General features: G+C 62.1%; 26 protein-coding genes. 12 read left to right on the forward strand and 14 right to left on the reverse strand.

Features of this window, described 5'->3' with window-relative positions:
- Positions 1 to 10: 10 nt before the first annotated feature.
- The 3 genes from BLJAPNOD_RS01130 to sppA all read right to left on the reverse strand — a co-directional run bounded on the left by BLJAPNOD_RS01130 (position 11) and on the right by sppA (position 1,827).
- A complete protein-coding gene (locus BLJAPNOD_RS01130) occupies positions 11 to 355 on the reverse strand; it encodes a DUF1049 domain-containing protein (RefSeq protein ID WP_077502994.1) in 345 nt (114 codons plus the stop codon).
- An 83-nt stretch (positions 356 to 438) separates the two neighbouring features.
- On the reverse strand, positions 439 to 738 hold the full coding sequence (locus tag BLJAPNOD_RS01135; RefSeq protein WP_077502995.1) for an integration host factor subunit beta: 300 nt from the start codon (positions 736 to 738) through the stop codon (positions 439 to 441).
- 129 nt (positions 739 to 867) lie between these two features.
- On the reverse strand, positions 868 to 1,827 hold the full coding sequence (gene sppA, locus BLJAPNOD_RS01140) for a signal peptide peptidase SppA (protein WP_077502996.1): 960 nt from the start codon (positions 1,825 to 1,827) through the stop codon (positions 868 to 870).
- 261 nt (positions 1,828 to 2,088) lie between these two features.
- Between sppA and lptC the strand changes: the two genes are divergently transcribed.
- The 6 genes from lptC to ptsN all read left to right on the forward strand — a co-directional run bounded on the left by lptC (position 2,089) and on the right by ptsN (position 7,308).
- Positions 2,089 to 2,757: an LPS export ABC transporter periplasmic protein LptC gene (lptC, locus tag BLJAPNOD_RS01145; RefSeq protein WP_115418633.1), complete on the forward strand. Its 669-nt coding sequence runs from the start codon at positions 2,089 to 2,091 to the stop codon at positions 2,755 to 2,757.
- A gap of 14 nt (positions 2,758 to 2,771) precedes the next feature.
- Entirely contained in the window at positions 2,772 to 3,329 is a 558-nt protein-coding gene (locus BLJAPNOD_RS01150) for an LptA/OstA family protein (RefSeq protein ID WP_077502998.1), read from the forward strand.
- Positions 3,330 to 3,342: 13 nt separating this feature from the next.
- Entirely contained in the window at positions 3,343 to 4,161 is an 819-nt protein-coding gene (gene lptB, locus BLJAPNOD_RS01155) for an LPS export ABC transporter ATP-binding protein (protein WP_077502999.1), read from the forward strand.
- A gap of 143 nt (positions 4,162 to 4,304) precedes the next feature.
- On the forward strand, positions 4,305 to 5,864 hold the full coding sequence (rpoN, locus tag BLJAPNOD_RS01160; protein WP_115418634.1) for an RNA polymerase factor sigma-54: 1,560 nt from the start codon (positions 4,305 to 4,307) through the stop codon (positions 5,862 to 5,864).
- A gap of 237 nt (positions 5,865 to 6,101) precedes the next feature.
- Complete coding sequence (raiA, locus tag BLJAPNOD_RS01165) at positions 6,102 to 6,671, forward strand: ribosome-associated translation inhibitor RaiA (RefSeq protein ID WP_077503001.1); 570 nt, start codon at positions 6,102 to 6,104, stop codon at positions 6,669 to 6,671.
- Between the two features lie 172 nt (positions 6,672 to 6,843).
- Positions 6,844 to 7,308 carry a PTS IIA-like nitrogen regulatory protein PtsN gene (ptsN, locus tag BLJAPNOD_RS01170; RefSeq protein WP_077503002.1) on the forward strand — a complete coding sequence of 155 codons (465 nt, stop codon included), beginning with the start codon at positions 6,844 to 6,846 and terminating at the stop codon, positions 7,306 to 7,308.
- A 52-nt stretch (positions 7,309 to 7,360) separates the two neighbouring features.
- On the opposite strand, the gene BLJAPNOD_RS01175 is transcribed toward ptsN, so the two are convergent.
- Positions 7,361 to 8,167, reverse strand: coding sequence for a LuxR C-terminal-related transcriptional regulator (locus tag BLJAPNOD_RS01175; protein WP_115418635.1), 807 nt, complete (start codon positions 8,165 to 8,167; stop codon positions 7,361 to 7,363).
- 136 nt (positions 8,168 to 8,303) lie between these two features.
- On the opposite strand from BLJAPNOD_RS01175, the gene BLJAPNOD_RS01180 reads away from it, so the two are divergent.
- Both BLJAPNOD_RS01180 and BLJAPNOD_RS01185 read left to right on the forward strand, forming a co-directional pair.
- Positions 8,304 to 9,071, forward strand: a complete 768-nt coding sequence (locus BLJAPNOD_RS01180; RefSeq protein ID WP_115421080.1) for an SDR family NAD(P)-dependent oxidoreductase — start codon at positions 8,304 to 8,306, stop codon at positions 9,069 to 9,071.
- A gap of 14 nt (positions 9,072 to 9,085) precedes the next feature.
- Positions 9,086 to 10,321: a D-arabinono-1,4-lactone oxidase gene (locus BLJAPNOD_RS01185; RefSeq protein ID WP_115418636.1), complete on the forward strand. Its 1,236-nt coding sequence runs from the start codon at positions 9,086 to 9,088 to the stop codon at positions 10,319 to 10,321.
- Between the two features lie 87 nt (positions 10,322 to 10,408).
- On the opposite strand, the gene grpE is transcribed toward BLJAPNOD_RS01185, so the two are convergent.
- Both grpE and hrcA read right to left on the reverse strand, forming a co-directional pair.
- Entirely contained in the window at positions 10,409 to 11,080 is a 672-nt protein-coding gene (grpE, locus tag BLJAPNOD_RS01190; RefSeq protein ID WP_256372327.1) for a nucleotide exchange factor GrpE, read from the reverse strand.
- 105 nt (positions 11,081 to 11,185) lie between these two features.
- On the reverse strand, positions 11,186 to 12,265 hold the full coding sequence (gene hrcA, locus BLJAPNOD_RS01195) for a heat-inducible transcriptional repressor HrcA (RefSeq protein ID WP_077503006.1): 1,080 nt from the start codon (positions 12,263 to 12,265) through the stop codon (positions 11,186 to 11,188).
- A gap of 159 nt (positions 12,266 to 12,424) precedes the next feature.
- Between hrcA and rph the strand changes: the two genes are divergently transcribed.
- The 4 genes from rph (at position 12,425) to hemW (ending at position 15,549) form a co-directional block, all read left to right on the forward strand.
- The gene (rph, locus tag BLJAPNOD_RS01200) at positions 12,425 to 13,144 is read left to right on the forward strand and encodes a ribonuclease PH (protein ID WP_077503175.1); all 720 of its coding nucleotides are present in this window, start codon (positions 12,425 to 12,427) and stop codon (positions 13,142 to 13,144) included.
- 17 nt (positions 13,145 to 13,161) lie between these two features.
- Entirely contained in the window at positions 13,162 to 13,557 is a 396-nt protein-coding gene (locus tag BLJAPNOD_RS01205) for a VOC family protein (RefSeq protein WP_077503007.1), read from the forward strand.
- A gap of 42 nt (positions 13,558 to 13,599) precedes the next feature.
- Positions 13,600 to 14,244, forward strand: coding sequence for an RdgB/HAM1 family non-canonical purine NTP pyrophosphatase (gene rdgB, locus BLJAPNOD_RS01210; protein WP_115418637.1), 645 nt, complete (start codon positions 13,600 to 13,602; stop codon positions 14,242 to 14,244).
- Positions 14,245 to 14,367: 123 nt separating this feature from the next.
- Entirely contained in the window at positions 14,368 to 15,549 is a 1,182-nt protein-coding gene (gene hemW / locus BLJAPNOD_RS01215) for a radical SAM family heme chaperone HemW (protein WP_199565974.1), read from the forward strand.
- Between the two features lie 52 nt (positions 15,550 to 15,601).
- On the opposite strand, the gene BLJAPNOD_RS01220 is transcribed toward hemW, so the two are convergent.
- The 8 genes from BLJAPNOD_RS01220 to BLJAPNOD_RS01255 form a co-directional block, all read right to left on the reverse strand.
- Positions 15,602 to 16,216 (reverse strand): glutathione S-transferase family protein, encoded by a 615-nt coding sequence (locus BLJAPNOD_RS01220; RefSeq protein ID WP_115421082.1) that lies wholly within the window; start codon positions 16,214 to 16,216, stop codon positions 15,602 to 15,604.
- Positions 16,217 to 16,323: 107 nt separating this feature from the next.
- Positions 16,324 to 16,692 (reverse strand): DUF1801 domain-containing protein, encoded by a 369-nt coding sequence (locus BLJAPNOD_RS01225; RefSeq protein WP_115418638.1) that lies wholly within the window; start codon positions 16,690 to 16,692, stop codon positions 16,324 to 16,326.
- A gap of 27 nt (positions 16,693 to 16,719) precedes the next feature.
- Positions 16,720 to 17,133, reverse strand: a complete 414-nt coding sequence (locus tag BLJAPNOD_RS01230; protein WP_077503011.1) for a DoxX family protein — start codon at positions 17,131 to 17,133, stop codon at positions 16,720 to 16,722.
- Positions 17,134 to 17,175: 42 nt separating this feature from the next.
- Positions 17,176 to 18,042 carry a nuclear transport factor 2 family protein gene (locus BLJAPNOD_RS01235; RefSeq protein ID WP_115418639.1) on the reverse strand — a complete coding sequence of 289 codons (867 nt, stop codon included), beginning with the start codon at positions 18,040 to 18,042 and terminating at the stop codon, positions 17,176 to 17,178.
- A gap of 58 nt (positions 18,043 to 18,100) precedes the next feature.
- Positions 18,101 to 18,583 carry an SRPBCC family protein gene (locus tag BLJAPNOD_RS01240; RefSeq protein ID WP_115418640.1) on the reverse strand — a complete coding sequence of 161 codons (483 nt, stop codon included), beginning with the start codon at positions 18,581 to 18,583 and terminating at the stop codon, positions 18,101 to 18,103.
- Between the two features lie 75 nt (positions 18,584 to 18,658).
- Positions 18,659 to 19,933, reverse strand: a complete 1,275-nt coding sequence (locus BLJAPNOD_RS01245) for an RNA polymerase sigma factor (protein WP_115418641.1) — start codon at positions 19,931 to 19,933, stop codon at positions 18,659 to 18,661.
- The gene (locus BLJAPNOD_RS01250) at positions 19,930 to 20,304 is read right to left on the reverse strand and encodes a YciI family protein (protein ID WP_077503015.1); all 375 of its coding nucleotides are present in this window, start codon (positions 20,302 to 20,304) and stop codon (positions 19,930 to 19,932) included. The genes BLJAPNOD_RS01245 and BLJAPNOD_RS01250 overlap by 4 nt, the downstream gene beginning before the upstream one ends.
- A gap of 150 nt (positions 20,305 to 20,454) precedes the next feature.
- Complete coding sequence (locus BLJAPNOD_RS01255; protein WP_115421083.1) at positions 20,455 to 21,390, reverse strand: DMT family transporter; 936 nt, start codon at positions 21,388 to 21,390, stop codon at positions 20,455 to 20,457.
- Between the last annotated feature and the right edge of the window lie 150 nt (positions 21,391 to 21,540).

Below are 21,540 nucleotides of genomic sequence, written 5' to 3' on the forward strand. Positions count from 1 at the left end.
GCCCTCGCTTTCAGCTCTGCGGGGCGGCGAGTGTTGCCTGGGTGGCCAGCTTCTCCGCCTGGCTGCGGTGCTTTTCAGCTTCGCGGTGCCATTTCAGCGCCTCGGTTGCCTCGTTGCGTGCGCGCCGACGATACTTGCCCTGGCTGAACCAGGTGGCGGCGGCACCGAGGATCAGACCGACGACGACGGCGAGAAACAGGAAGACGAAGAAGGGCGCACTGACCGACAGCAGGCTGTCTTCGGGCCGAAATGGATTGAGGGCCAACGTGACGCTCTGACGATTGGCGACGCTGAGCACGATCAGGATGACACCGACCGGGACGAGGAAAACGATGTTGATCAGTTTCTTGAGCATTCGGCGCTCCCGTTTTCCGGATCATCGCACAGGCCTCAGCGGCGACGACGACAATCCGGATTCATGACGATCGGGCAGGACGATCAGTCTTCTTCGTCGTTCATGCCCGGGTTCAGCCGCTCGCGCAGCTCCTTGCCGGTCTTGAAGAACGGCACCCACTTTTCCTCGACGAAAACGGAATCGCCGGTGCGTGGATTGCGGCCGGAGCGGGACGGCCGGTTCTTGACCGAGAAGGCACCGAAACCGCGCAGTTCGACACGGTTTCCGGCAGCCAGCGCGTCTGTGATCTCATCGAGCACCGCGTTGACGATGTTTTCGACGTCGCGGTGGTAGAGATGCGGATTGCGAGCTGCAACAATCTGCACCAGTTCTGACTTGATCACTGTCGCCCCCTTAAATTCTTGTTTGTTTTGCTTTTTCGGTCTGCATTGTGATTGCCGCAAGACAATGACCGGCGCTCATCGGGCGCGGACGGCCACGTTACGGATCAGGCTGGGCATATGCTGCCATCCTCATTGAGCATCAACCTGCCAAACCGAAACAAGACCGTCAAGAAACAACTTGTCACCCCCGATTTTTTCGAGGCCTTTCATCGCCGGAAAAGCGTCATATCCCAACATCTTGACCCACTCGGAGACGGCCGATCCGAGGCCGAATGGCAGGGTCTGTCGCGGCGCTTCCCAATCAACCACGGCGAGGTCCTTCGACACCTTCCTGTCGGCCAGGAAGGCGCGGATTTCGTCGTCACCGCCAAGCTTGTCGACGAGTTTGAGGCCGAGCGCCTGTCGTCCGGTGAAAATCCGTCCGTCGGCAAGCAGGAGAGCCTCGTCGCGCGACAGCTTGCGGCGGTCTGCAACGAGGTCGACGAACCAGCCATAGCTGTCGTCGATCATTGCCTGGATCATCGCCTTGGCTTCGTCGCTCGGTGGGTGGAAGGGCGACGGCTCGGCCTTCAGCGGTCTGGACTTGATCGATTCCAGCGAGACGCCAAGCTTGTCCATCAGCTCCTTGACCTGGGGATACTGGAAGATGACGCCGATCGAGCCGGTGATCGAGCTTTCGCCGGCAACAATCGTATCGCCGGCAAGCGCGATCATGTAGCCGGCGGAGGCAGCCAACGTGCGGATGTCGGAGACGACGGGCTTCTTGGCGGCGACCTTGCGGATCGCCTTGTAGATGACCTCGCCGCCATAGGTGGTGCCGCCGGGCGACGATATGGTCACCACCAGTGCCTTGACGGAATCGTTGTCCTCGATCCGCTGGAGCCGCTCCAGCAATTCGCGGTCGTCCTGGATCAGGCCCGAAATCGTCACGCGGGCGACATGATCGCGGGCACGTCCTGCGCTGTCGGCCCAGCCCGACCAGGAAAGCGTCACCAGAGCCACAACGGCAAGCAGGCCGGCGACGATCCAGCGCCAGAAGCTGAGCTTCCTGCGCAGGCTGCGGCGATCGGCGATGGCAAGTTCATCCATGTGGGTTTCTCCCGAATTGTTGGCGCAGCTTCTGTCCGTTTTCGATCGGGCATGTTATCTGCACGGCAAGTGGCATACTCAATAGACGCGGTCGGTCCCGGTTAAAAGCCGTGCCCGCCGTTTTCCTGTCTTCACGAAGTTTTTTGCGGCAGCATTGTACGGCGGCAAAAAATATCCATATTTGCGACAACTTACACGAATGTATGTAAAACGCGGCTCTCGCGAGAACGCTGAAAAGCAACGGAACCAACAGGTCTTCACATGTTAGATCATGCGCCAGCCCCCGGCTTTTTTGCCGATACGGGTGCGAGCTCGTCGGACGCCTACGCGCTCGCCGCGCGGCATTCGGCGCGCGTCAGGCGCCTGAAGATCATCCTGCCCGTGGTCGCTGGCGTCATCGCGGCGATCTTTGCGGTCATTTCCTTCGTGCGCGCCTTCATGCCGGTCGATCTGCAACTCGATAGTGCAACGATCGAGGACGGCAAGATCGTCATGCAGAACCCTGCCATTGCCGGGCGCAACAAGCAGGGCATCAGCTATTCGATGAAGGCGCAGCGCGCGCTGCAGGATATCGTCAATCCCGACATCATCACGCTGCAGACGATCCATGCCGAAATGCCGGTCAACGAAAAGCTGATCGCCACGGTGGACGCGACCAACGGTATCTACGATCGCGGCGCCAATACGCTCGATATGAACGCCCCGTTCACGATTACCATGAATAATGGCGTCAACGCCGACTTCCAGTCGGCCTATCTGGACATCAATGCCGGCGAAATGGAAACGAAACAACCGATTGCGATCAGCATGAAGGGTGGTTCGATCATTGCGCAGCGGCTGCGAATGACGGATAAGGGACGCATAGTAACATTTGAGGGCATGGTCAGGGTCAATCTCGAACCCACCGCCATCCGCAAGAACACGAATTAGGATCTGGTGCATCCATGTCGGTACCCGCTACATTTTTCAGGATTTCAGCCAGCCTGGCCGTTGCCGGCATCGGCGCATTGATGATTGTTTCGGGCGCTTCAGCCCAGGCCACATCGAGCAAGATGAAGGGCCTCGAACTGTCGAACGACAAGCCGATCCAGATCGAAAGCGACAAGCTTGAAATCAAGGACCCGGAAAGCAAGGCGATCTTCACCGGCAACGTCAAGGTCGTACAGGGCACCACGACGCTGCAGGCCGGCAGCATGACGGTCTTCTACAAGTCCGGTGGCGGCTCGGTCTCGAGCGGCGACGCCGACATCGATCGCATCGAGGTCAGCCAGCGCGTCTTCCTGAGTTCCGGCACGCAGCAGGCGACCGCCGACAGCGGCGAGTTCGACATGACCAAGCAGACCTTCGTCCTGAAGGGCGACAAGGTCGTGCTGTCGGAAGGCAAGAACGTCTTCGTCGGCTGCCAGTTGAATGTGCAGATGAACACGGGCGAAGCGCAGCTCGACGCGTGTGGCGGTCGGGTGCAGATCCAGCTCGACCCGAAGTCGCAGAAAAAGAACTGACGTAGACCCGCTCGTGCAACTCCCCTTCCTTCACAAGCGCAAGCGCGTCCGCAAGCCGTCGGCAGCCACTCCCGCTGCAGCCGGTCACGCGGTCGACAAGGCGCGTTACGATGGCACGCTGATCGCCCGTGGCCTGACCAAGGCCTATCGCGAGCGGCGCGTTGTCAACGGTGTGTCGCTGGTCGTTCGCCGCGGCGAAGCCGTCGGCCTGCTCGGCCCCAACGGCGCCGGCAAGACCACCTGCTTCTACATGATCACCGGCCTGGTGCCGGTCGACGAAGGCTCGATCGAGATCAACGGCAACGACGTGACGACGATGCCGATGTATCGCCGCGCCCGCCTCGGCGTCGGCTACCTGCCACAGGAAGCCTCGATCTTTCGCGGGCTGACGGTGGAGGAAAACATCCGCGCCGTGCTCGAAGTGCACGACAAGAACCAGGAGCGGCGCGAAAGCAAGCTCAACGACCTGCTCGGCGAGTTCAACATCACGCACCTGCGCAAGTCGCCGGCCATCGCCCTTTCCGGCGGCGAGCGGCGGCGTCTCGAAATTGCCCGTGCGCTGGCGACCGACCCGACCTTCATGCTGCTCGACGAGCCATTTGCCGGCGTCGATCCGATTTCGGTTGCCGACATCCAGGCGCTGGTGCGCCACCTGACGTCGCGTGGCATTGGCGTGCTGATCACCGACCACAACGTGCGCGAGACGCTGGGCCTGATCGACCGGGCCTATATCATCCACGCCGGCGAAGTGCTGACCCACGGCCGCGCCAACGATATCGTCACCAATCCGGACGTGCGCCGGCTGTATCTCGGCGATAATTTCAGCCTTTGACGTGATCCGCGGGCGAATCCGACATCTCGGCCCGCGGTCGCGCTTGACCAAACCTCTCCAATAAGCAATTTTTGGGCCAAATGAAAAACCGGGCCGCCCAATGACGCGACCGGTGGAAATTTCGTCGGGAGTTTCAGGTCCGCATGGCATTGTCGGCCAGCCTTCATCTGCGCCAGTCTCAGTCGCTGGTCATGACCCCGCAGCTGATGCAATCGATTCAGCTGCTGCAGATGACGCACCTGGAGCTCAACCAGTTCATCGCGCAGGAAGTCGAGAAGAATCCGCTGCTCGAGCTTCAGGGCAATGACGACGACTTCGGCGGCAGCTCCGAACACGGCAGCCGCGACGAGCCGACGTCCGGATCCGGCGAGGATTTCGGCGCAACGGAGGAGGCGTCGGGCCAGCGAGACCTCTACGACAACGCCATGGCAACCGGGGGCGAGCGTCTCAACGAACAGCTCGACGCGGATTTCGGCAATGTCTACCAGGACGACACAGCACCCCAACGCGCCGACGCGCCGGAACTGCTCGGCCAATGGAAGTCGATGCCCGGCAGCGGTGAAGGCGGCGACTACGATTTCGACGACTTCGTCGCCGGCACCAAGAGCCTGCGCGAGACGCTTCTGGAGCAACTGCCCTTTGCGCTCTCCGTCGCATCCGACCGGCTGATCGCCCAGCACCTGATCGACCAGCTCGATGAGGCAGGCTACCTGCAGGCCGACCTGCAGGAGGTCGCTGAGCGCCTCGGCGCCGCCAGCGCCGACGTCACGCGCGTCCTTCTCACCTTGCAGCAGTTCGACCCGCCGGGCGTGTTTGCACGCACACTCAGCGAATGTCTTGCGATCCAGCTGCGCCTTCGCGATCGACTCGATCCGGCGATGGAGGCTCTCGTCGCCAACCTGGAGCTTCTGGCCCGGCGCGATTTCGCCAACCTCAAGAAAATCTGCGGCGTTGACGAAGAAGACCTGATTGACATGCTGGCCGAGATCCGCAAGCTCGACCCGAAGCCGGGCACGAGCTTCGAGACCAGCGTCAGCGAAGCGATCGTTCCCGATATCGTCGTGCGGGCAGCACCTGACGGGACCTGGCTCATCGAGCTCAATCCGGACGCCCTGCCGCGCGTCCTCGTCAATCAGGCCTATTTCACCTCCGTGTCACGCGGCACCGAAAAGAACAGCGCCGACCAGGCCTTTCTCAACGAATGCCTGCAGACCGCCAACTGGCTCACCCGCAGTCTCGATCAACGCGCCAAAACGATCATGAAGGTCGCCGCCGAGATCGTTCGCCAGCAGGATGCGTTCCTCGTCCATGGCGTCGGGCATCTGCGGCCCTTGAACCTGAAAACCGTGGCGGACGCTATCAAGATGCACGAGTCGACGGTCAGCCGCGTCACCTCGAACAAGTACATGCTGACACCGCGCGGGCTGTTCGAATTGAAGTACTTCTTCACCGTGTCGATCAGCTCGGCCGAGGGCGGTGACAGCCATTCGGCCGAAACCGTGCGTCATCGCATCCGCACGATGATCCATGAGGAAAGGGCCGACGCCGTGCTGTCCGACGACGATATCGTCGACAACCTCAAGCAGGCCGGCGTCGATATCGCGCGCCGCACGGTTGCGAAATACCGCGAGGCGATGAACATCCCCTCCTCCGTCCAGCGACGGCGGGAAAAGCGAGCGCTGGCCAAGGTATCGGGCTTCTGAACCCGTCAAAAGAGCGCCTTTAAGTTAAGGCGCGTTAACTTTTTTGCGACCTTCGATTGACTCTCCACGACGCAGGGGATATGAGCCCGCCGCAATTGCCGAGGACACGGTCTTCCTCGGGCGGCCGGTACGACCGGCAGGTGCGACACAGAGGCCCCCGCAAGCGTGAAAGGCTTGGATGACGGGAGCGCTTGGAATAGACTGGCTGCGCAAATCACGAAATAGAGAGGAAACTCCATGAGTGTGCGTGTATCCGGTAAACAAATGGAAATCGGCGATTCGTTCCGCGCCCGCATCGGCGACCAGATCGAACAGGCCGTTACCAAATATTTCGACGGAGGATATTCAAGCCAGGTCACTGTGGAAAAGTCTGGGCCGCGCTTTAGCGCCGACTGCAAGCTTCATCTCGATACGGGCGTGGTTATGCAGGCGAGCGGACAGGCCAACGATCCTCAGGCTGCCTTTGACGCAGCGTCGGAGCGCATCGAAAAGCGCCTTCGCCGCTACAAGCGCAAGCTCAAGGACCACCACAACGGTAATGGTCAAGGTACCGAGGTGGCTTACACAGTGATGGACTCGGTGCCGTTCGAGGATGACGAAGTCCCCGAGGATTACGCACCGACGATCGTGGCCGAGAGTTCGAAACAATTGAGGACGATGTCTGTCGCGAGCGCTGTGATGGCGCTCGACATGACGGATGAGCCCGTTTTGATGTTCCGGACGCCCGGCAAGGCAGAGTTGAATATCGTCTACAGACGCAACGATGGAAACATTGGCTGGATTGACGCTGCCAATATCAAGGGATGAGTGGAAAAGGGGAGCGCCGGTGTGCCGGCGCTTCCTCCACTTGGATCAGCGGACAGGCCGGAAAATACGACTTTTCTGTGCATGGAACCCGCCAAGACAAAGATGGTTAGAGCCATTGCGACGCATTTGTGATGATGTTGTCCGGCTCTAACCGGCGAACGAGGACAAAAGAATGGCATTGGCAGGTCTACTGCACCAAAATGCGATCATCCCGGCCATGAGGGCCAACTCGAAAAAACAGCTCCTTCAGGAATTGGCGGCAAAAGCGGCAAAGATCACCGGGCTCCCGGAGCGCGAAATTTTCGATGTCATCCTGCAGCGTGAACGGCTCGGCTCTACCGGCGTCGGCAACGGCATCGCCATTCCGCACGGCAAGCTGAACAACCTGCCATCGATCATCGGGATCTTTGCCCGGTTGGACACGCCGGTGGATTTCGAAGCCCTCGACGACCAGCCTGTCGACCTCGTCTTCCTGTTGCTTGCGCCCGAAGGCGCCGGCGCCGACCATCTGAAGGCCCTGTCGCGCATCGCCCGCGTGCTGCGCGACCACGATATGGTGGCAAAGATCCGATCGAGCGATTCCGCCAACGCCATCTACACGCTGCTCAACGAGGACACGACCTCTCACGCCGCCTGAGCAACCGCCCGCACCTCCCGTCAGTAAATCTGGCTGTCAGCAAATCTGGCCGTCAGTAAATCTGCCGGCGGTTCAGATGATCTATGAAAATCCGAAACAGGGCGCCCTGGCTCGAAATACCGAGCCGGCGGTAAATGTTCTTGCGGTGAATGCGGACGGTTCCTTCGGCGATGTTCATCGTCTTGCCGATCGACAGGTTGCTGTGCCCCCGCAGGATCAGCCGCACGATGTTGCGTTGCTGCCGGGTCAGGCGCTCGGCACAGAGGCTGTCGAACGCGGTCTCGATCGCGTCGTCGTCCCGAGGTGCCGCCGCGACCGCTTCGCTCTGCTGGCGCCAGTTCGACCGTACCGCTTCCCTGACAATCGGCTCGTAGATCCTCAGGCGCTCCAGTTCCTCGTCGGTGAACGGTGTGCCGCCGCGACCGCGCATCAGGGAATAGGTCGCCTGGACCTGGTCATCGAGCGGAATGACGAAGCCGATCTCCTCGACCAGAACGCCGCTTTCCATCGAGATGCAGGGATGCACTTCGGCCGAACTTGAAAAATCCGAATGGAAGAACTGGTCCGGCGCCAGCTCGCGCATGCGCCACAGCCCCGCCGGCTGACCGCCGCTACAGGCGACATAGAACGGGTCGAGCAGGTAGGCGCCGCCGAGATAGGCGGAAAGCGCGCTGGCGGACACCTTCGCCGTATAGCCGTCATGCAGCACGATCGGCCTTTTGTCATAGGGATAGGCGAAGGCGACTGACAGGTCGAAACTTGCGACCGAGCGCAGCATGCGGTCGAGGGCGCCGCCGAAATCCTGCGTTCCGATCAATCCGATCATGGCCGAAATATCGGCCGATTCCCGAGCCAGCATGCGCGTCGAACTCTCCCCCTGCCCGCGTATCCCCCATGGGATATCGACAGCCCCTACTTCGTCAACAATAATCCATCCCATGAGGACCGAGATCGCCGCACGAGACCGTGTGGCGCTTGAGCGCAAGGGGGATCAGATGGCAGGCCGACTTTCGGGAAAAGTGGCGTTGATCAGTGGCGGGGCCGGCGGCTGCGGGCTTGCCGCCTCCGAACTCTTCGCCCGCGAGGGTGCAAAGGTCGGCATCGTCGATCTGCCGCGCAGCAAAGGCGAAGAGGTGGCCGCCGCCATCCGTGCGAACGGCGGCGAGGCGATCTTTGCGCCGGCGGATGTCTCAGTCTCGGCAGAGGTCAGTTCCGCCGTCAAGGCGGTCGAGGCGGCCTTCGGCGCGATCACCGTTCTCTTCAATCACGCCGGCATCCTGGCGGTCGGACCCTTCCTCGAAACGGAAGAGGACGAGTGGGACCGGCTGATGGCCGTCAACGTGCGCAGCATGTTCCTGATGACCAAGGCGGTGCTGCCGGGCATGCTCGCCGCCGGCGGCGGCAGCATCGTCTGCACCTCGTCGATCTCGGCCGTGGCGGCGACGCCGATGGAGGTTCTCTACGATACGACCAAGGGCGCCTGCCACATGTTCGCCCGCGCCATCGCCGTCGAATTCCGCGACCGCGGCATCCGCTGCAACGCGGTCTGCCCCGGCTTCATCGCCACCGATCACGGCAAGCGCGAACTGGTCGGCCTCAGCAAATACGGCGTCGACGTCTCTGAAGCGGCGATCGCCGCCCAGCAGGGCCGCATGTGCGATCCGAAGGAAGTGGCGAACGCCGCACTGTTTCTGGCCAGCGACGAGGCGAGTTTCGTCAACGGCACGCATCTGTTCGTCGACAATTGCTTCACGGCGGTCTGAGAGAGGGGAAAGACATGCTTCAATCAGGTGGCCACTGGCGCAACTGGGTCGGAAACCAATCATGCATCGTACGCCAGCGCGGCGCGCCGGAGAGCGAGGCGGCGCTCGCCGAAATGGTTCGCGAGGCGACGTCGCAGGGGCTCAACGTGCGCTGCGCCGGCTCCGGCCATTCCTTCACGCCGGTGGCTTTGACCAGCGGACTGCATCTGACGCTCTCGAACATGCAGGGCGTCGTCAACATCGACCAGGCGCGCAAGCGCGTCGCCGTGAAGGCGGGCACGACCATCAACCAGCTCGGCAAGGTCCTGAAGTCGAGCGGTCTCTCGCTCATCAACCAGGGCGACATCGACAGCCAGGCCTTGGCAGGCGCGCTGACCACCGGCACCCATGGCACCGGGGCCACGCTCGGCAACATGGCCTCGCAGATCGTCGGCATGCGGCTCGTGCAGCCGGATGGCAGCATTCTCGTCGTCGACGAGACGACGCCGGATCTCCTGGAGGCGGCGCGTGTCTCGATCGGCATGCTAGGCGTGATCTCCGAGATCACGCTGCAGGCGATGGACAGCTACAACCTGCACGAAAAGCTCTGGCGTTGCACCTTCGACGAGATGATCGAGCAGCATGACGAGCTTGCGGCCATGCACCGGCACTTCGGCTTCTTCTGGTGCCCGGTTCCCGAGAGCCGGCACTGCTATTGCCTGCCGGATACCGCGTCGGTTTCGACGACGGACAGGACGTCCGATGTCTGCGAAATGAAGGTGATCGACATCACCGACCGACCGCCGATGGAACAGGGTTTTGAGAAGATCGCCTATTCCTCGGAGATCTATCCGATCGAATACGTGCCGAACTTCCACGAGCTGGAATATGCGGTGCCCGTTGCCCATGGCAAGGATGCCGTCAAAGCGGTGCGCAAGCTGATGCTGGAAAAGCACCCGACCTGTATCTACCCGATCGAGTACCGGTTCACCGCAGGCGACACCGGCTGGATAAGCCCGTTCTTCGAACAGGATTCGATCACGCTTTCGGTCTCGGGCGAACCGGGCACGGACTACTGGGAATACTTGAAGGATGTCGACACGATCCTGCGCCAGTACGGCTCACGGCCGCATTGGGGCAAGCTGCATTTCCTCGGCGCCGAGGACGTGACCGCGCTCTACCCAAGGTCTGGTGATTTCCGGGCGTTGCGGGCAAGGATCGACCCGGAGGGACGCTTCCTCAACGACCACCTGCGGCAGCTGTTTGGCTGATACCGGCCTTGCGTTGATGAAACCACCAAAACAAGAACGCCGCGCGTCCGGAGGGACGCGCGGCGTTTCAGCAATTCAGAGCGCAGCTCAGGCCGCCGGGCTGTCGCCCTCTGTCGCGGCGGCCTTCGGGCCGCCCTTGGACACGCCGACCATGGCTGGGCGCAGAACGCGATCGCCGATGGTGTAGCCGGCCTGGACGACCTGCAGCACCGTGTTGTTCGGCACATCGGCGTTCGGGATTTCGAACATGGCCTGGTGGAAGTTCGGGTCGAACTTCTGACCTTCCGGCTCCAGCTTCTTCACGCCGTGGCGCTCCAGCGCCGACAGCATGGCGCGCTCGGTCATCTCGACGCCTTCGATCAGGGCGTTGAGGCCGGTTTCGCCGGCTTCCTTGGCTTCCGCCGGAATGGCATCGAGCGCACGGCGCAGATTATCGGAGACGGCCAGCATGTCGCGGGCAAAGCCTGCGACCGAATAGGACTTGGCATCCTTGACGTCGCGTTCGGTGCGGCGGCGCAGGTTGTCCATCTCGGCAGCGAGCCGCAGATACTTGTCGCGCAGATCGTTGTTCTCGGCGCGCGCAAGTTCCAGCGGATCGGGTTCGGCAACCGGCGCCGCTTCCACAGCCTCGGGTGCAGCGTTGACTGCCTCGTCGGTGGCGGCAGCTTCGTGTCCGTGCTTGTTTGTTTCGTCGGTCATGACGTTCTCCGGTGTATCGTCTGTCGTGTCTTTCGCATTTTCACACCCGCGCGCAACAATGGCCGCATGGCGTAAGAATGCCCAGTGACTGGATTTGATGCCGATATCGAGGTTTAGGGCCGAAAAATCAAGGGTTCAATGCAGTCTGTGGCCAAAAGCGCTCGTTCAGCGCGAAAGCCGCGACATCAGCTGCGCGGTATAGTCGACCATCGGCACGATGCGCGAATAGTTGAGCCGCGTCGGACCGATGACGCCGACGGCGCCGACGATCCGATCTTCGCTGTCGCGATAGGGCGCTACGATCAGCGACGAACCAGACAACGAAAACAACTTGTTCTCCGAGCCGATGAAGATCCTGACGCCAGGACCGCTCTCGGCGAGATCGAGCAGCTCGATCAGGCTGTCCTTCTTTTCCAGATCGTCGAAGAGCATGCGCAGGCGGTCGATATCCTCGGTACCCTCAAGGCCCTCGAGCAGGTTCGCCCGGCCGCGAACGATCAGTCGCGCCGGCTTCTCATCGCCTTCGCTGCCGGACCAGATCGCCAGCCCGCGCTCAACCAGGTCCTGGGACAGGGCATCGAGTTCGCTGCGCACGGTCTGCTTGACCGTTTCAAGCTGCGAGCGCACTTCGCCGATCGTCTGGCCGGCGAGATGGGCGTTGAGGAAATTCGCCGCTTCCGTCAGTTGCGAACTCGTCACGCCGGCGGGAAGCTCGATGATGCGGTTTTCGACCTGATCGTGTTCGCCGACGAGCACGGCGAGCGCCTTGGTCGGCGCCAGCCGGATGAACTCCACATGCTTCAAGACCGGATCGTTCTTGGCGGTGATGACAAGGCCGGCGCCGCGCGACATGCCGGACAGCATCTGGCTTGCCTCGGCCAGCAACGTGTCGACCGGCTGCGTATGATCGCTGCGCCGGACGTGGCGGTCGATCGAGGCGCGGTCCTCCGGGGAGAGATTGCCGACCTGCATGAAGGCGTCGACGAAGAAGCGCAGGCCCGTCTGCGTCGGCAGCCGACCGGCGCTGACATGCGGCGAATAGATGAGCCCGAGATCTTCGAGATCGCTCATCACATTGCGCACGGAGGCCGGCGACAGCGACATCGGCAGCAACCGCGAAAGGTTGCGGGAGCCGAGCGGTTCGCCGTTGTTCAAATAGGTTTCGACGATGCGACGGAAGATTTCACCGGAACGCTCGTCCAGCGCCGCCGCGATATCGGTCACTCCGGGATTGCGCAGTACCATGTCGCTCCATGTTCGCAGGCCAATCCTGCCGCCGGAAATATAGTGATCCCCGCGCCCGATAGCAAAAGGGAAAAATCGCCGCGATCCCCAGCTATCCACCGGTTCCCTTTACCTCTGCCATGCTCTAGAAGGCTCACCAGATACGATAGGAGTTTGATGATGCGGCCATCCGGCAGAAAAATCGACCAAATGCGCAAGGTTTCGTTCGAGCGCAATTTCTCCAAGCACGCGGAAGGCTCCTGTCTGGTGCGGTTCGGCGATACGCACGTTTTGTGCACCGCCAGCCTTGAAGAGAAGGTTCCGGCCTGGCTGCGCAACGGCGGCAAGGGCTGGGTGACGGCCGAATACGGCATGCTGCCCCGCGCCACCGGCGAGCGCATGCGCCGCGAAGCCTCGAGCGGCAAGCAGAGCGGCCGCACCCAGGAAATCCAGCGCCTGATCGGCCGGTCGCTGCGCGCCGTCGTCGATCTGCCCGCGCTCGGCGAGCGCCAGATCTCGATCGACTGCGACGTCATCCAGGCTGACGGCGGCACGCGCACCGCCTCGATCACCGGCGCCTTTGTGGCGCTGCACGACTGCCTGAAGTGGATGGAAGCCCGCAACATGGTGAAGGTCGAGAAGGTCCTGAAAGACCATGTCGCCGCTATCTCCTGCGGTATCTTCGCCAACCAGTCGATCATCGACCTCGACTATCTCGAAGATTCCGCTGCCGAGACGGACGCGAACTTCGTCATGACCGGAACCGGCGGCATCGTAGAGATCCAGGGCACCGCCGAAGGCAAGCCCTTCAGCGAAGAGGAATTCGCAGGCCTGCTCGGGCTTGCAAAGACCGGTATCGCCGAGCTCGTCGCGCTGCAGAAGCAGGCGATATCAGGCTGACGAAAAGGACGGAGACCATGGCCCCGGCGCTCGAAGGCATTCTCGAGACCGCGCTCTATGCGTCGGATCTCGACAGCGCCGAGGCCTTCTACGGCGGCGTGCTCGGGCTGGAAAAGATTACGCGCGCCGGCAATCGGCATGTGTTCTTCCGTTGCGGCCCGGGCGTTCTGCTGATTTTCAATCCGACGGAGACGATCAAACCGCCTCTGTCGCATGGCACCACCGGCCAGGGCCACATGTGCTTCCGCGTCGCACGCGAGGCGCTCGATGCGTGGAAGGCCAAACTGGAAGCAGCCGGCATTGCGATCGAGGCCGATGTTGCCTGGCCGAACGGCGCCCGGTCCTTCTATTTCCGCGATCCGGCTGGAAACAGCCTGGAATGCGCGGAGCCGGGCCTCTGGTCCATCGAATGAAACGTGGCCCCTGCGCCCGCATCTTTTAAGAGACGACACATCATGCGCACATTGGATGACAAGACACTCATCGTCGCCAGCCACAACGCCGGCAAGATCCGCGAGATCCGCGACCTGATCGGCCCGCTCGGCTTCCAAGCCAAGTCGGCGGCCGACCTCAACTTCGTGGAGCCGGACGAAACCGGCACGACGTTCGAAGAAAACGCGACGATCAAGGCGCTAGCCTCGGCCAAGGCATCGGGCCTGCCGGCGCTTTCGGACGATTCCGGCCTGGCGATCGACGCGCTTGACGGCGCGCCCGGCGTTTACACCGCCAATTGGGCCGAGCGCGAAGACGGCAGCCGCGATTTCGCAATGGCGATGCAGAAGGTCGAGGACGCGCTGCAGGACAGGGGCGCTAGCGCGCCTGAGAAGCGCACGGCCCGTTTCGTCTCCGTGCTCTGCCTTGCCTGGCCGGACGGCCATGTCGAGCTTTTCCGCGGCGAAGTCGAGGGCCACGTCGTCTGGCCGCCACGCGGCGACCAAGGTTTTGGCTATGATCCGGTCTTCCAGCCGAAGGGGTACGACACCACATTCGGCGAAATGAGCGCAGACGAGAAACACGGATGGAAGCCGGGCGATAGTGAAGCCTTGTCGCACCGCGCCCGCGCGTTCAAGATCTTCGCCGAAACCTGCCTTGGAGCCTGACGCGGAAACGTGTATGCGGTGTGCCGCACCGTCGCCGTTCCAGTTTACGAGAACAGATCACGTTCATGACTTTGGATCGATCGGGCCAACGTCATCGAGATCCACCGCATGAGAGACGCAACAATGCAGACGGCCACGCTATCGGCGATCGGTGACGGCATGGACCCCGGCTTCGGGATCTATGTGCACTGGCCGTTCTGCGCGGCCAAGTGCCCCTATTGCGACTTCAACAGCCATGTGCGCCACCAACCGGTCGACCAGCCGCGCTTCGTCGCCGCCTTCCTCAAGGAAATGGCAGACGCGCGCGAGCTTTCCGGTCCACGCACGGTCACCAGCATCTTCATGGGTGGCGGCACGCCGTCGCTGATGGATCCGGCAACCGTCGATGCCATCCTTTCGGGCATCGCCCGCGAATGGCATGTGCCCGATGGCATCGAGATCACCATGGAGGCGAACCCTTCGAGCGTCGAGGCGACGCGCTTCCACGGTTACCGCGCCGCCGGCGTCAACCGGGTCTCGCTGGGCGTCCAGGCGCTGAACGACCGGGATCTCAAATTCCTCGGGCGGCTGCACAATGTCGAGGATGCGCTGAAGGCGATCCGGCTGGCGCGCGAGATCTTTCCGCGCATGTCCTTCGACCTGATCTATGCCCGACCCAACCAGACCGTCGAGGAATGGGAGCGCGAGCTCAAGGAGGCGGTCTCCTATGCCGTCGACCACCTGTCGCTCTACCAGTTGACGATCGAGGAAGGCACGCCCTTCTTCGGCCTGCACAAGGCCGGCAAGCTGATCGTTCCTGATGGCGAGCAATCGGCGGTCCTCTATGAGGCGACCCAGGACGTCACCGCGTCGATCGGCATGCCGGCCTATGAGGTGTCCAACCACGCCCGCCCGGGCGCCGAAAGCCGCCATAACCTCACTTACTGGCGCTATGGCGACTATGCCGGCATCGGCCCAGGTGCCCACGGCCGTCTCAGCGTCGGTGGCGCCAAGGTGGCAACAGCAACCGAACGCAAGCCGGAAGAATGGCTTCGGCTGGTCGAAACCCACGGCCACGGCATGGTCGAGCGCGAAGTGCTCGATCTGGAAGCGCAGTCGGACGAATTGCTGCTGATGGGGCTGCGGCTCAAGGAAGGCGTCGATCTCGCCCGCTGGCAGACGCTGTCCGGGCGCGATCCCGATCCGGACCGCGAACAGTTCCTGATCGACCATGGCTTCATCGAGCGGCTGGGCAACTCGCGCTTGCGCTGCACGCCCTCGGGCATGCTGATCCTCGACGCCGTCGTCGCCGACCTCGCCTGCTGACGCGCTTGCGGGCGGGCGAAAGCCCGGCCCGTATTACCCGACGGGAAAAGGATCAGTCGTGCGTTTCGCCCGATAGCGGCGTCGCGCGCATTGATGGTCTGGCTTCGAAGGCATCAAACCAGTCGGTCAGCGTCTTGCGGTCACGGAACGACGGCAGATGGCGAAAAGCCATCCAGGACAAAGTCGTCGCAAGAGCAACGTGACCGATATCGAGCGGCGCATCGACATCGAGCGTCTGCTCCAGCCAGTCATAGGTCTGTTCGACCTTTTCGCTGTAGCCGTCGGCCAGGGCCGGGTAGCGCAGACCTTCCGGGCGCCGATCCGTTTCCCAGCGAAGCCCGATCCCCGCCTGCGCCAGGCCTTGCGCGACGGCCTGCAATCTCAGCGCCCGCCAGCGCGCCTCGCCGCTTTCGGGGATCAGTTTGCGGCCGTCATGAAGCGTATCGAAATAGGCGCAGATGACGTCGGAATCGAAGATCGCCTCATCCTCGGGGCGCAAGAGCACCGGCACCTTGCCGAGCGGGTTTTCGGCATGAACCTTTTCGTTGCGCAGCGTCGGGCTGGTTTCGTGATGGATCACCTGCAAGCGCTCGGCGATGCCGACCTCGTGGGCGAAGACGAGCGCCTTGCGGGCAAAGGGAGAGTGGGTCTGGTAGTAAAGGATCATGGTGCCTCGCGCGCATTGTGAAATCATCGATCCCGCGAAGATGTATTGCATCGATCAAGAGAAAGGCGCTCTGTTTTGGAGCGCCTTTCGCAAGTTTGTTTCGTCGCTCAGGATTTGAACGGATCGCCCTTCTCGACGTTGAGTGCGATGCCGCGAGCCACCAGCCGCGCCATCTGAGCCAGATCGACCTCGCCCAGTGCTTTCACTTTGATGAAGGCCATGTCGCCCTTGCCGCCACCCTTAGCCAGGCGCGGGTCTAGGTCGAGCATATCGGCGCCGCGCCAGAAGCCCAGCGTCACGTGATCCTTGGCGGCCTTGATCAGGCAGACCGGTCCGCCGGCCTCATAGATCGGATGGCCCCATTTCACGCTGTCTTTGGTGCCGCCGGCAGCGAGGATGGCGCCGTGCAACCCCTTCGCCACATCAGCCGGCGTACCGGAGAGGCCGGTGATGTAGTCGTTGACCGTCTTATTCATGCTTCAAGGTCTCCTTGTCGGCCGTGTTTAGTTCGTGAACGGTATAAGGTCGCGCACGCGACGGTCTCTCAGCCAGAGACCGGCCCAGGCGATGACGCCGAGGTAGAAGCCGAACAGCAGATGAGTGAAGACAGGGCTGTCGGCGCGCAGATGGGTCGCCATGGCGCCACCCAGGTAACCGGTCAGCAGAATGGCGCCGAGAACTGACGTTCTCGGGATCGTATAAAGTACGGCGCACAGCAGTGTGAGCACGCCGAGCATGCGCGCAAGGCCGACGTCGGCGGGGTAACCGAGTACGGCGAGTGTCTCAGTCACCACGTCCAGCGGCACCAGCTTGATCGCGCCGTCGAAAGCCAGAAAGGCAACGACCAGGCCGCTCAGCACGCGGCCGAGGATCACCATTTTTCCGGCCGGAGCCGTCATAGCAAGAGCAGTACTCATTCGGGGAAGTCTCCTCGTATCCCGTTGTCACAAATCGATTTTTCAGTCTGTCTTCTTTACCGGACCGACGATACCCCAGCGGATGCCGAAGGGATCGCGCAGTTGGCCATAGAGATCGCCCCAGAAGGCGACGCCGAGCGGCATCGTCGCCTCGGCGCCGGCGGCAACCGCCCGGTCCCACCAGAACTGCGCGTCCTCGACCACCAGATGCAGGACGACGCCTTGCGGCGGGGCATAGGCCATGCCGTGTTCCGGGAAGGGATCGTTGAGCATCAGCGCGCCGCCATTGATCGTCAGGTGGCAATGCACCAGCCGTTTGCCGTCTTCGGCGAGCATGCGTCCGCCATCGGTTGCGGCAAAGGCACGGGTGTAGAAATCGGCAGTCGCGGCCGCATCCTCAACGCAGAGATAGGCGATCGGGCCTGGCATCGGCAGCGCTGCCGGCGCCTGCCAGTCGACCGAAGACGACGGATTGAGATCGATGGCGGCCTTGAAGCTGCCGTCCATGTAGAACGGCACGGACTCGTGCTGATGCGCGATCTTCCAGCCGTCCGCCATGCGTTTCAGGCCAAGGGTCTGGCGGAACCAGACCGATATCTTGCCGGCATCGATCTTCTCGCCGGAAAGCTCGGTCAGCATCGAGACGAAAGCAACGTCGCCGCCGGCCGAGATATCGAGATCCTCGAAACGGTAGCCGAGCGGTCCACGCCAGGTGGAAAACCACTGTTCAAGCCCGCCCTCGCCGGCATCGGAGGACTTCAGCGGCGGCGCCAGCGAGAAGAGCACGCAGTCGGGCGTGCCATGGCCGATGACGCGCTTGGCGTCCTTTGTGCGCAGGGCATCCGCCCAGTCATCAATCACCGCACGGATTTCGGCGACGGCAGCACTCTTGTTGTCGATTACGGACATGACGGGTCTCCTTTCCCTATGCTGGTCGGCGTGAAGAAGCGACTTCACGCGGTGGGTTTCAAAGTTGCTTGGCTGTCCCTTCGAGCTGGGTGGCGCATTGGCCCCAGCCCTGGTGAAAGCCCATCTTTTCGTGGGCTTCGCGATCCTCCACAGACCAGTGGCGGACGCGTGCCGTGTAGCGGGTCTGCGTCCCGACATCCTCGAAGGTGATCGTCACGACCATGAACGGCTTGTCAGAGGGCGCCCACGCATCGGTAAAGGCATCTGTGAAAACCAGTTTCTCGTTCGGCACCACTTCGAGATAGACGCCGAGATTGGGATAGTCCTCTCCCTCGGGCGAGCGCATGACGATGCGGTTGGCGCCGCCGGCCCGAACGTCCAGTTTCGCCTCCGGCGTCGTCCAGGGCGAAGGCGCGAACCACTTCTTCAGCAGTTCGGCATCCGTCCAGCAGCGGTAGACGAGCTCGCGTGGCGCATCGATCAGGCGGCTGATGACCAGCTCGCGGTCGTCGGCGGCTTTGATTTCGGTGATAACGGTCATTTTTGCTTCTCCGTCTGCGGGTTCATTCCAAGGACGAAGTTGCAGCGACGGTTCCGACAACCGCCGAGACGATTTTTATCTTTTTTCTTCTTCGAGGTTTTTTCCGCACTCATTCTTGCACAGATGATCGAGCTGCATGCGGATGTGAGAGGCCTCCGCGGCATTGGTGGCGAGCGCAATCGCCCGGTCGAAGGCGACGCGCGCCTCGCGAACCCGGCCAGCCTGCTTCAACAGCGCCCCGTTCAACCCATGGAAGTAAAAGTAGCCGGCGAGTTTTTCGGCAAGCGGTTTGATCAGTGCGAGGGCAGCCTCCGGCCCGTCCCGCTTCGACACGGCAACGGCTCGGTTGAGCGTGATCACCGGCGACGGCTGCAGCCGCTCCAACGCCTGGTAGAGCAGATCGATCTCTTCCCAGTCGGTTTCGTCGGGGTGCGTCGCGCGCGCGTGCAGCGCGGCGATTGCCGCCTGAATCTGATAGGGGCCGGGCTGGCGATGGCGCACTGCCTTGTCGATCATCGCCAGCGCCTCGGTGATCAGCGGCTTTTTCCAGAGGCTGCGATCCTGATCATCGAGCAGGATGATGCCGCCATCGGCATCGAAGCGCGCGCGCGAGCGGGAATGCTGCAGCAGGAGCAGCGCCGTCAGACCCATCATTTCCGGTTCGGAGGGAAACAGCCGCAACAGAAGCCGGGCGAGCCGGATCGCTTCCTCGCAAAGATCGGCCGAGACGCTGGCCGGCCCGTTCATCGCCGAATAGCCCTCGTTGAAGACGAGGTAGATCATGGTTGCGACGGCCACTAGGCGCTCCGACCGATCGGCCGCGTCAGGTGTTTCGAATTCGATGCCGGCGGCAGCGACACGGGCCTTTGCCCGGGTGATGCGTTGCTCCATCGCCGCCTCGCCGACGAGGAAGGCGCGGGCAATCTGCTTGACCGAAAGGCCGGAGACGATGCGCAGCGCCAGCGCGATCTGCTGCGTTGCCGGAAGAACCGGATTGCTGCAGACAAACAACAGTTTGAGGATGTCGTCGCGATAGTGCGAGCCGTCCAGTCTGTCGGCGAGATCGCTCTCCTGATCCTCGAGATCGGAGAGCAATTCCTCCGGCGGCAGTGCGGTCTCGCGCGACTGACGGCGGACCTTGTCGATGCCGCTGTTGCGGCCGACGAAGATCAGCCAGGCGGCGGGATCGCGTGGTGGACCACTCTTCGGCCACGCCTTCAATGCCCGGATGCAGGCCTCCTGAAATGCTTCCTCGGCAGTATCGAGATTGCGGAAATAGCGCAGAAGCGCGCCCATTGCCTGCGGCCGAGCGGAAACAAGTGCGAGGTCGATCCAGGTCGTGTCTGTCATGCGGGAAGCTCACTTGGCTTGTAGATGGCGAGGGGACGAATTTCATAGGAACCGGTCGCAGGATTGGCAGCACTCAGTTCGCGGGCAAAGCCGAGCGCTTCGTCGAGCGACGCGCAATCGACCACATAGAAACCGAGCAGTTGCTCCTTCGTTTCGGCAAACGGGCCGTCGATCACGACGGTTTCGCTCGCACTGTGGCGCAGCGTCGTCGCAGCCGTCGTCGGCAGCAGCCGTGCCACCGGCCCGAGCTTGCCGGCATCGCCGTATTTGCGCTGGACGGCGGCGAGGTCGCGCATGACCTTGTCGTCCTCTTCCTTCGACCAATTGGCGGTCACGTCTTCCTGGTTGTAGCAAAATACGGCGTAAAGCATTGGAACTCTCCTGCTCCTGTCACAAGGACGATCTGGAGAAGAGATAAGCGACAACACCTCCAAAAAAAATACCCGCAACCGCGGGTTCAGACACGAAGATCGCGGCTGGTGCCTGCGCACCGCCGCGATCGCCAGGAAAAGCCGACAATTTCAGATATTTTCACCACAGGCGAGATCGGGGTCGACCGGCGTCTTGCGGCGGAAACGCCGCAGCAGACGGCCGTCGATGGCGGCAAGGCCGGCTGCGATCAACGTCATACCGAAGAAGTGCTTGGGCTCCAGGCTCTCGCCGAGGAAGAGGGCACCGAGCAGGATGGCGCTGACCGGGATCAGGAACGTCACCAGCATCAGGTTGGTGACGCCTGCCGTTTCGAGGATGCGGAAAAACAGCACATAGGCAAGCGCTGTCGAGATCAGGGCGATGCCGACGATCGCTCCCCACACCTCAAGGCCAGGCATGGTCAAGGCCCAGGGATGATCGACGAGCAGCGCGATTGGCACCAGCATGATACTCGATGCGCTGACCTGCCCGGTCGCGGTGACGATGGGGGCGACACCCATGCGCTTGAAACGACGGGCAAAAACGCCGGCGAAGGCATAGGAAAGGGCGGCCCCCAGCACGGCGACCTGGGCCAGCACATTCGAGCCCAGCCCGCCAAGCGCTGCCGGACCGATCATCATCGCCACACCGAGAAAGCCGATCACCACGCCCCAGAGCTTGCTGGCGGTCAACTTTTCATCGTCGGTCAGCAAGTGGGCGACGACGACGCCGAAGAGGGGTGTCGTTGCATTGAGGATAGAGGCGAGACCACTGGCGATATGGGTCTGGCCCCAGACGATCAGCGAAAACGGGATGAGGTTGTTGAGCAGGCCCATGCCGAAGAAGGCCAGCCAGATGCGGCCGTCCCGCGGCATCGAGCGACCGGTGAAGCGCAGGAAGAGCAGAAGTGCCACAGCCGCGAGGCTGACCCGCAAGGCGACGATGGTAAACGGCGGCAGCGCCTTGACGGCGACGCCGACGAAAAAGAATGAACCGCCCCAGAGCAGCGATAACGCGATCAGCATCGCCCATTCGCCGGGCCCCATGACCTTCACCTTGATCGTTCCAGACATCTTCATATCCCCTCAACGATTTAGTTTTTCGTATCTACCTGAGACGAAATCCGCAGGTAGATTCGATTTACATGAATATTGCCAGCATGTTATAGTAATCACAAACGAGCATTTCTCTCTCGA

The organism is Ensifer sp. M14 (assembly GCF_003355565.1).
Classification (GTDB): Bacteria; Pseudomonadota; Alphaproteobacteria; order Rhizobiales; family Rhizobiaceae; genus Ensifer.

Bases quoted from the DNA above. Each gene is read 5' to 3' on its own strand.
- BLJAPNOD_RS01175 (WP_115418635.1), bottom strand. From the start codon at position 8,167: ATGCTGGCTCGGGAATCGGCCGATATTTCGGCCATGATCGGATTGATC.
- sppA (WP_077502996.1), bottom strand. From the start codon at position 1,827: ATGGATGAACTTGCCATCGCCGATCGCCGCAGCCTGCGCAGGAAGCTC.
- BLJAPNOD_RS01225 (WP_115418638.1), bottom strand. From the start codon at position 16,692: ATGAATAAGACGGTCAACGACTACATCACCGGCCTCTCCGGTACGCCG.
- BLJAPNOD_RS01235 (WP_115418639.1), bottom strand. From the start codon at position 18,042: ATGTCCGTAATCGACAACAAGAGTGCTGCCGTCGCCGAAATCCGTGCG.
- BLJAPNOD_RS01220 (WP_115421082.1), bottom strand. From the start codon at position 16,216: ATGATCCTTTACTACCAGACCCACTCTCCCTTTGCCCGCAAGGCGCTC.
- BLJAPNOD_RS01185 (WP_115418636.1), top strand. From the start codon at position 9,086: ATGCTTCAATCAGGTGGCCACTGGCGCAACTGGGTCGGAAACCAATCA.
- BLJAPNOD_RS01130 (WP_077502994.1), bottom strand. From the start codon at position 355: ATGCTCAAGAAACTGATCAACATCGTTTTCCTCGTCCCGGTCGGTGTC.
- hrcA (WP_077503006.1), bottom strand. From the start codon at position 12,265: ATGGTACTGCGCAATCCCGGAGTGACCGATATCGCGGCGGCGCTGGAC.
- BLJAPNOD_RS01240 (WP_115418640.1), bottom strand. From the start codon at position 18,583: ATGACCGTTATCACCGAAATCAAAGCCGCCGACGACCGCGAGCTGGTC.
- BLJAPNOD_RS01150 (WP_077502998.1), top strand. From the start codon at position 2,772: ATGTCGGTACCCGCTACATTTTTCAGGATTTCAGCCAGCCTGGCCGTT.
- BLJAPNOD_RS01230 (WP_077503011.1), bottom strand. From the start codon at position 17,133: ATGAGTACTGCTCTTGCTATGACGGCTCCGGCCGGAAAAATGGTGATC.
- raiA (WP_077503001.1), top strand. From the start codon at position 6,102: ATGAGTGTGCGTGTATCCGGTAAACAAATGGAAATCGGCGATTCGTTC.
- BLJAPNOD_RS01205 (WP_077503007.1), top strand. From the start codon at position 13,162: ATGGCCCCGGCGCTCGAAGGCATTCTCGAGACCGCGCTCTATGCGTCG.
- rph (WP_077503175.1), top strand. From the start codon at position 12,425: ATGCGGCCATCCGGCAGAAAAATCGACCAAATGCGCAAGGTTTCGTTC.
- rdgB (WP_115418637.1), top strand. From the start codon at position 13,600: ATGCGCACATTGGATGACAAGACACTCATCGTCGCCAGCCACAACGCC.
- ptsN (WP_077503002.1), top strand. From the start codon at position 6,844: ATGGCATTGGCAGGTCTACTGCACCAAAATGCGATCATCCCGGCCATG.
- BLJAPNOD_RS01245 (WP_115418641.1), bottom strand. From the start codon at position 19,933: ATGACAGACACGACCTGGATCGACCTCGCACTTGTTTCCGCTCGGCCG.
- BLJAPNOD_RS01255 (WP_115421083.1), bottom strand. From the start codon at position 21,390: ATGGGGCCCGGCGAATGGGCGATGCTGATCGCGTTATCGCTGCTCTGG.
- rpoN (WP_115418634.1), top strand. From the start codon at position 4,305: ATGGCATTGTCGGCCAGCCTTCATCTGCGCCAGTCTCAGTCGCTGGTC.
- BLJAPNOD_RS01250 (WP_077503015.1), bottom strand. From the start codon at position 20,304: ATGCTTTACGCCGTATTTTGCTACAACCAGGAAGACGTGACCGCCAAT.
- hemW (WP_199565974.1), top strand. From the start codon at position 14,368: ATGCAGACGGCCACGCTATCGGCGATCGGTGACGGCATGGACCCCGGC.
- BLJAPNOD_RS01180 (WP_115421080.1), top strand. From the start codon at position 8,304: ATGGCAGGCCGACTTTCGGGAAAAGTGGCGTTGATCAGTGGCGGGGCC.
- lptC (WP_115418633.1), top strand. From the start codon at position 2,089: ATGTTAGATCATGCGCCAGCCCCCGGCTTTTTTGCCGATACGGGTGCG.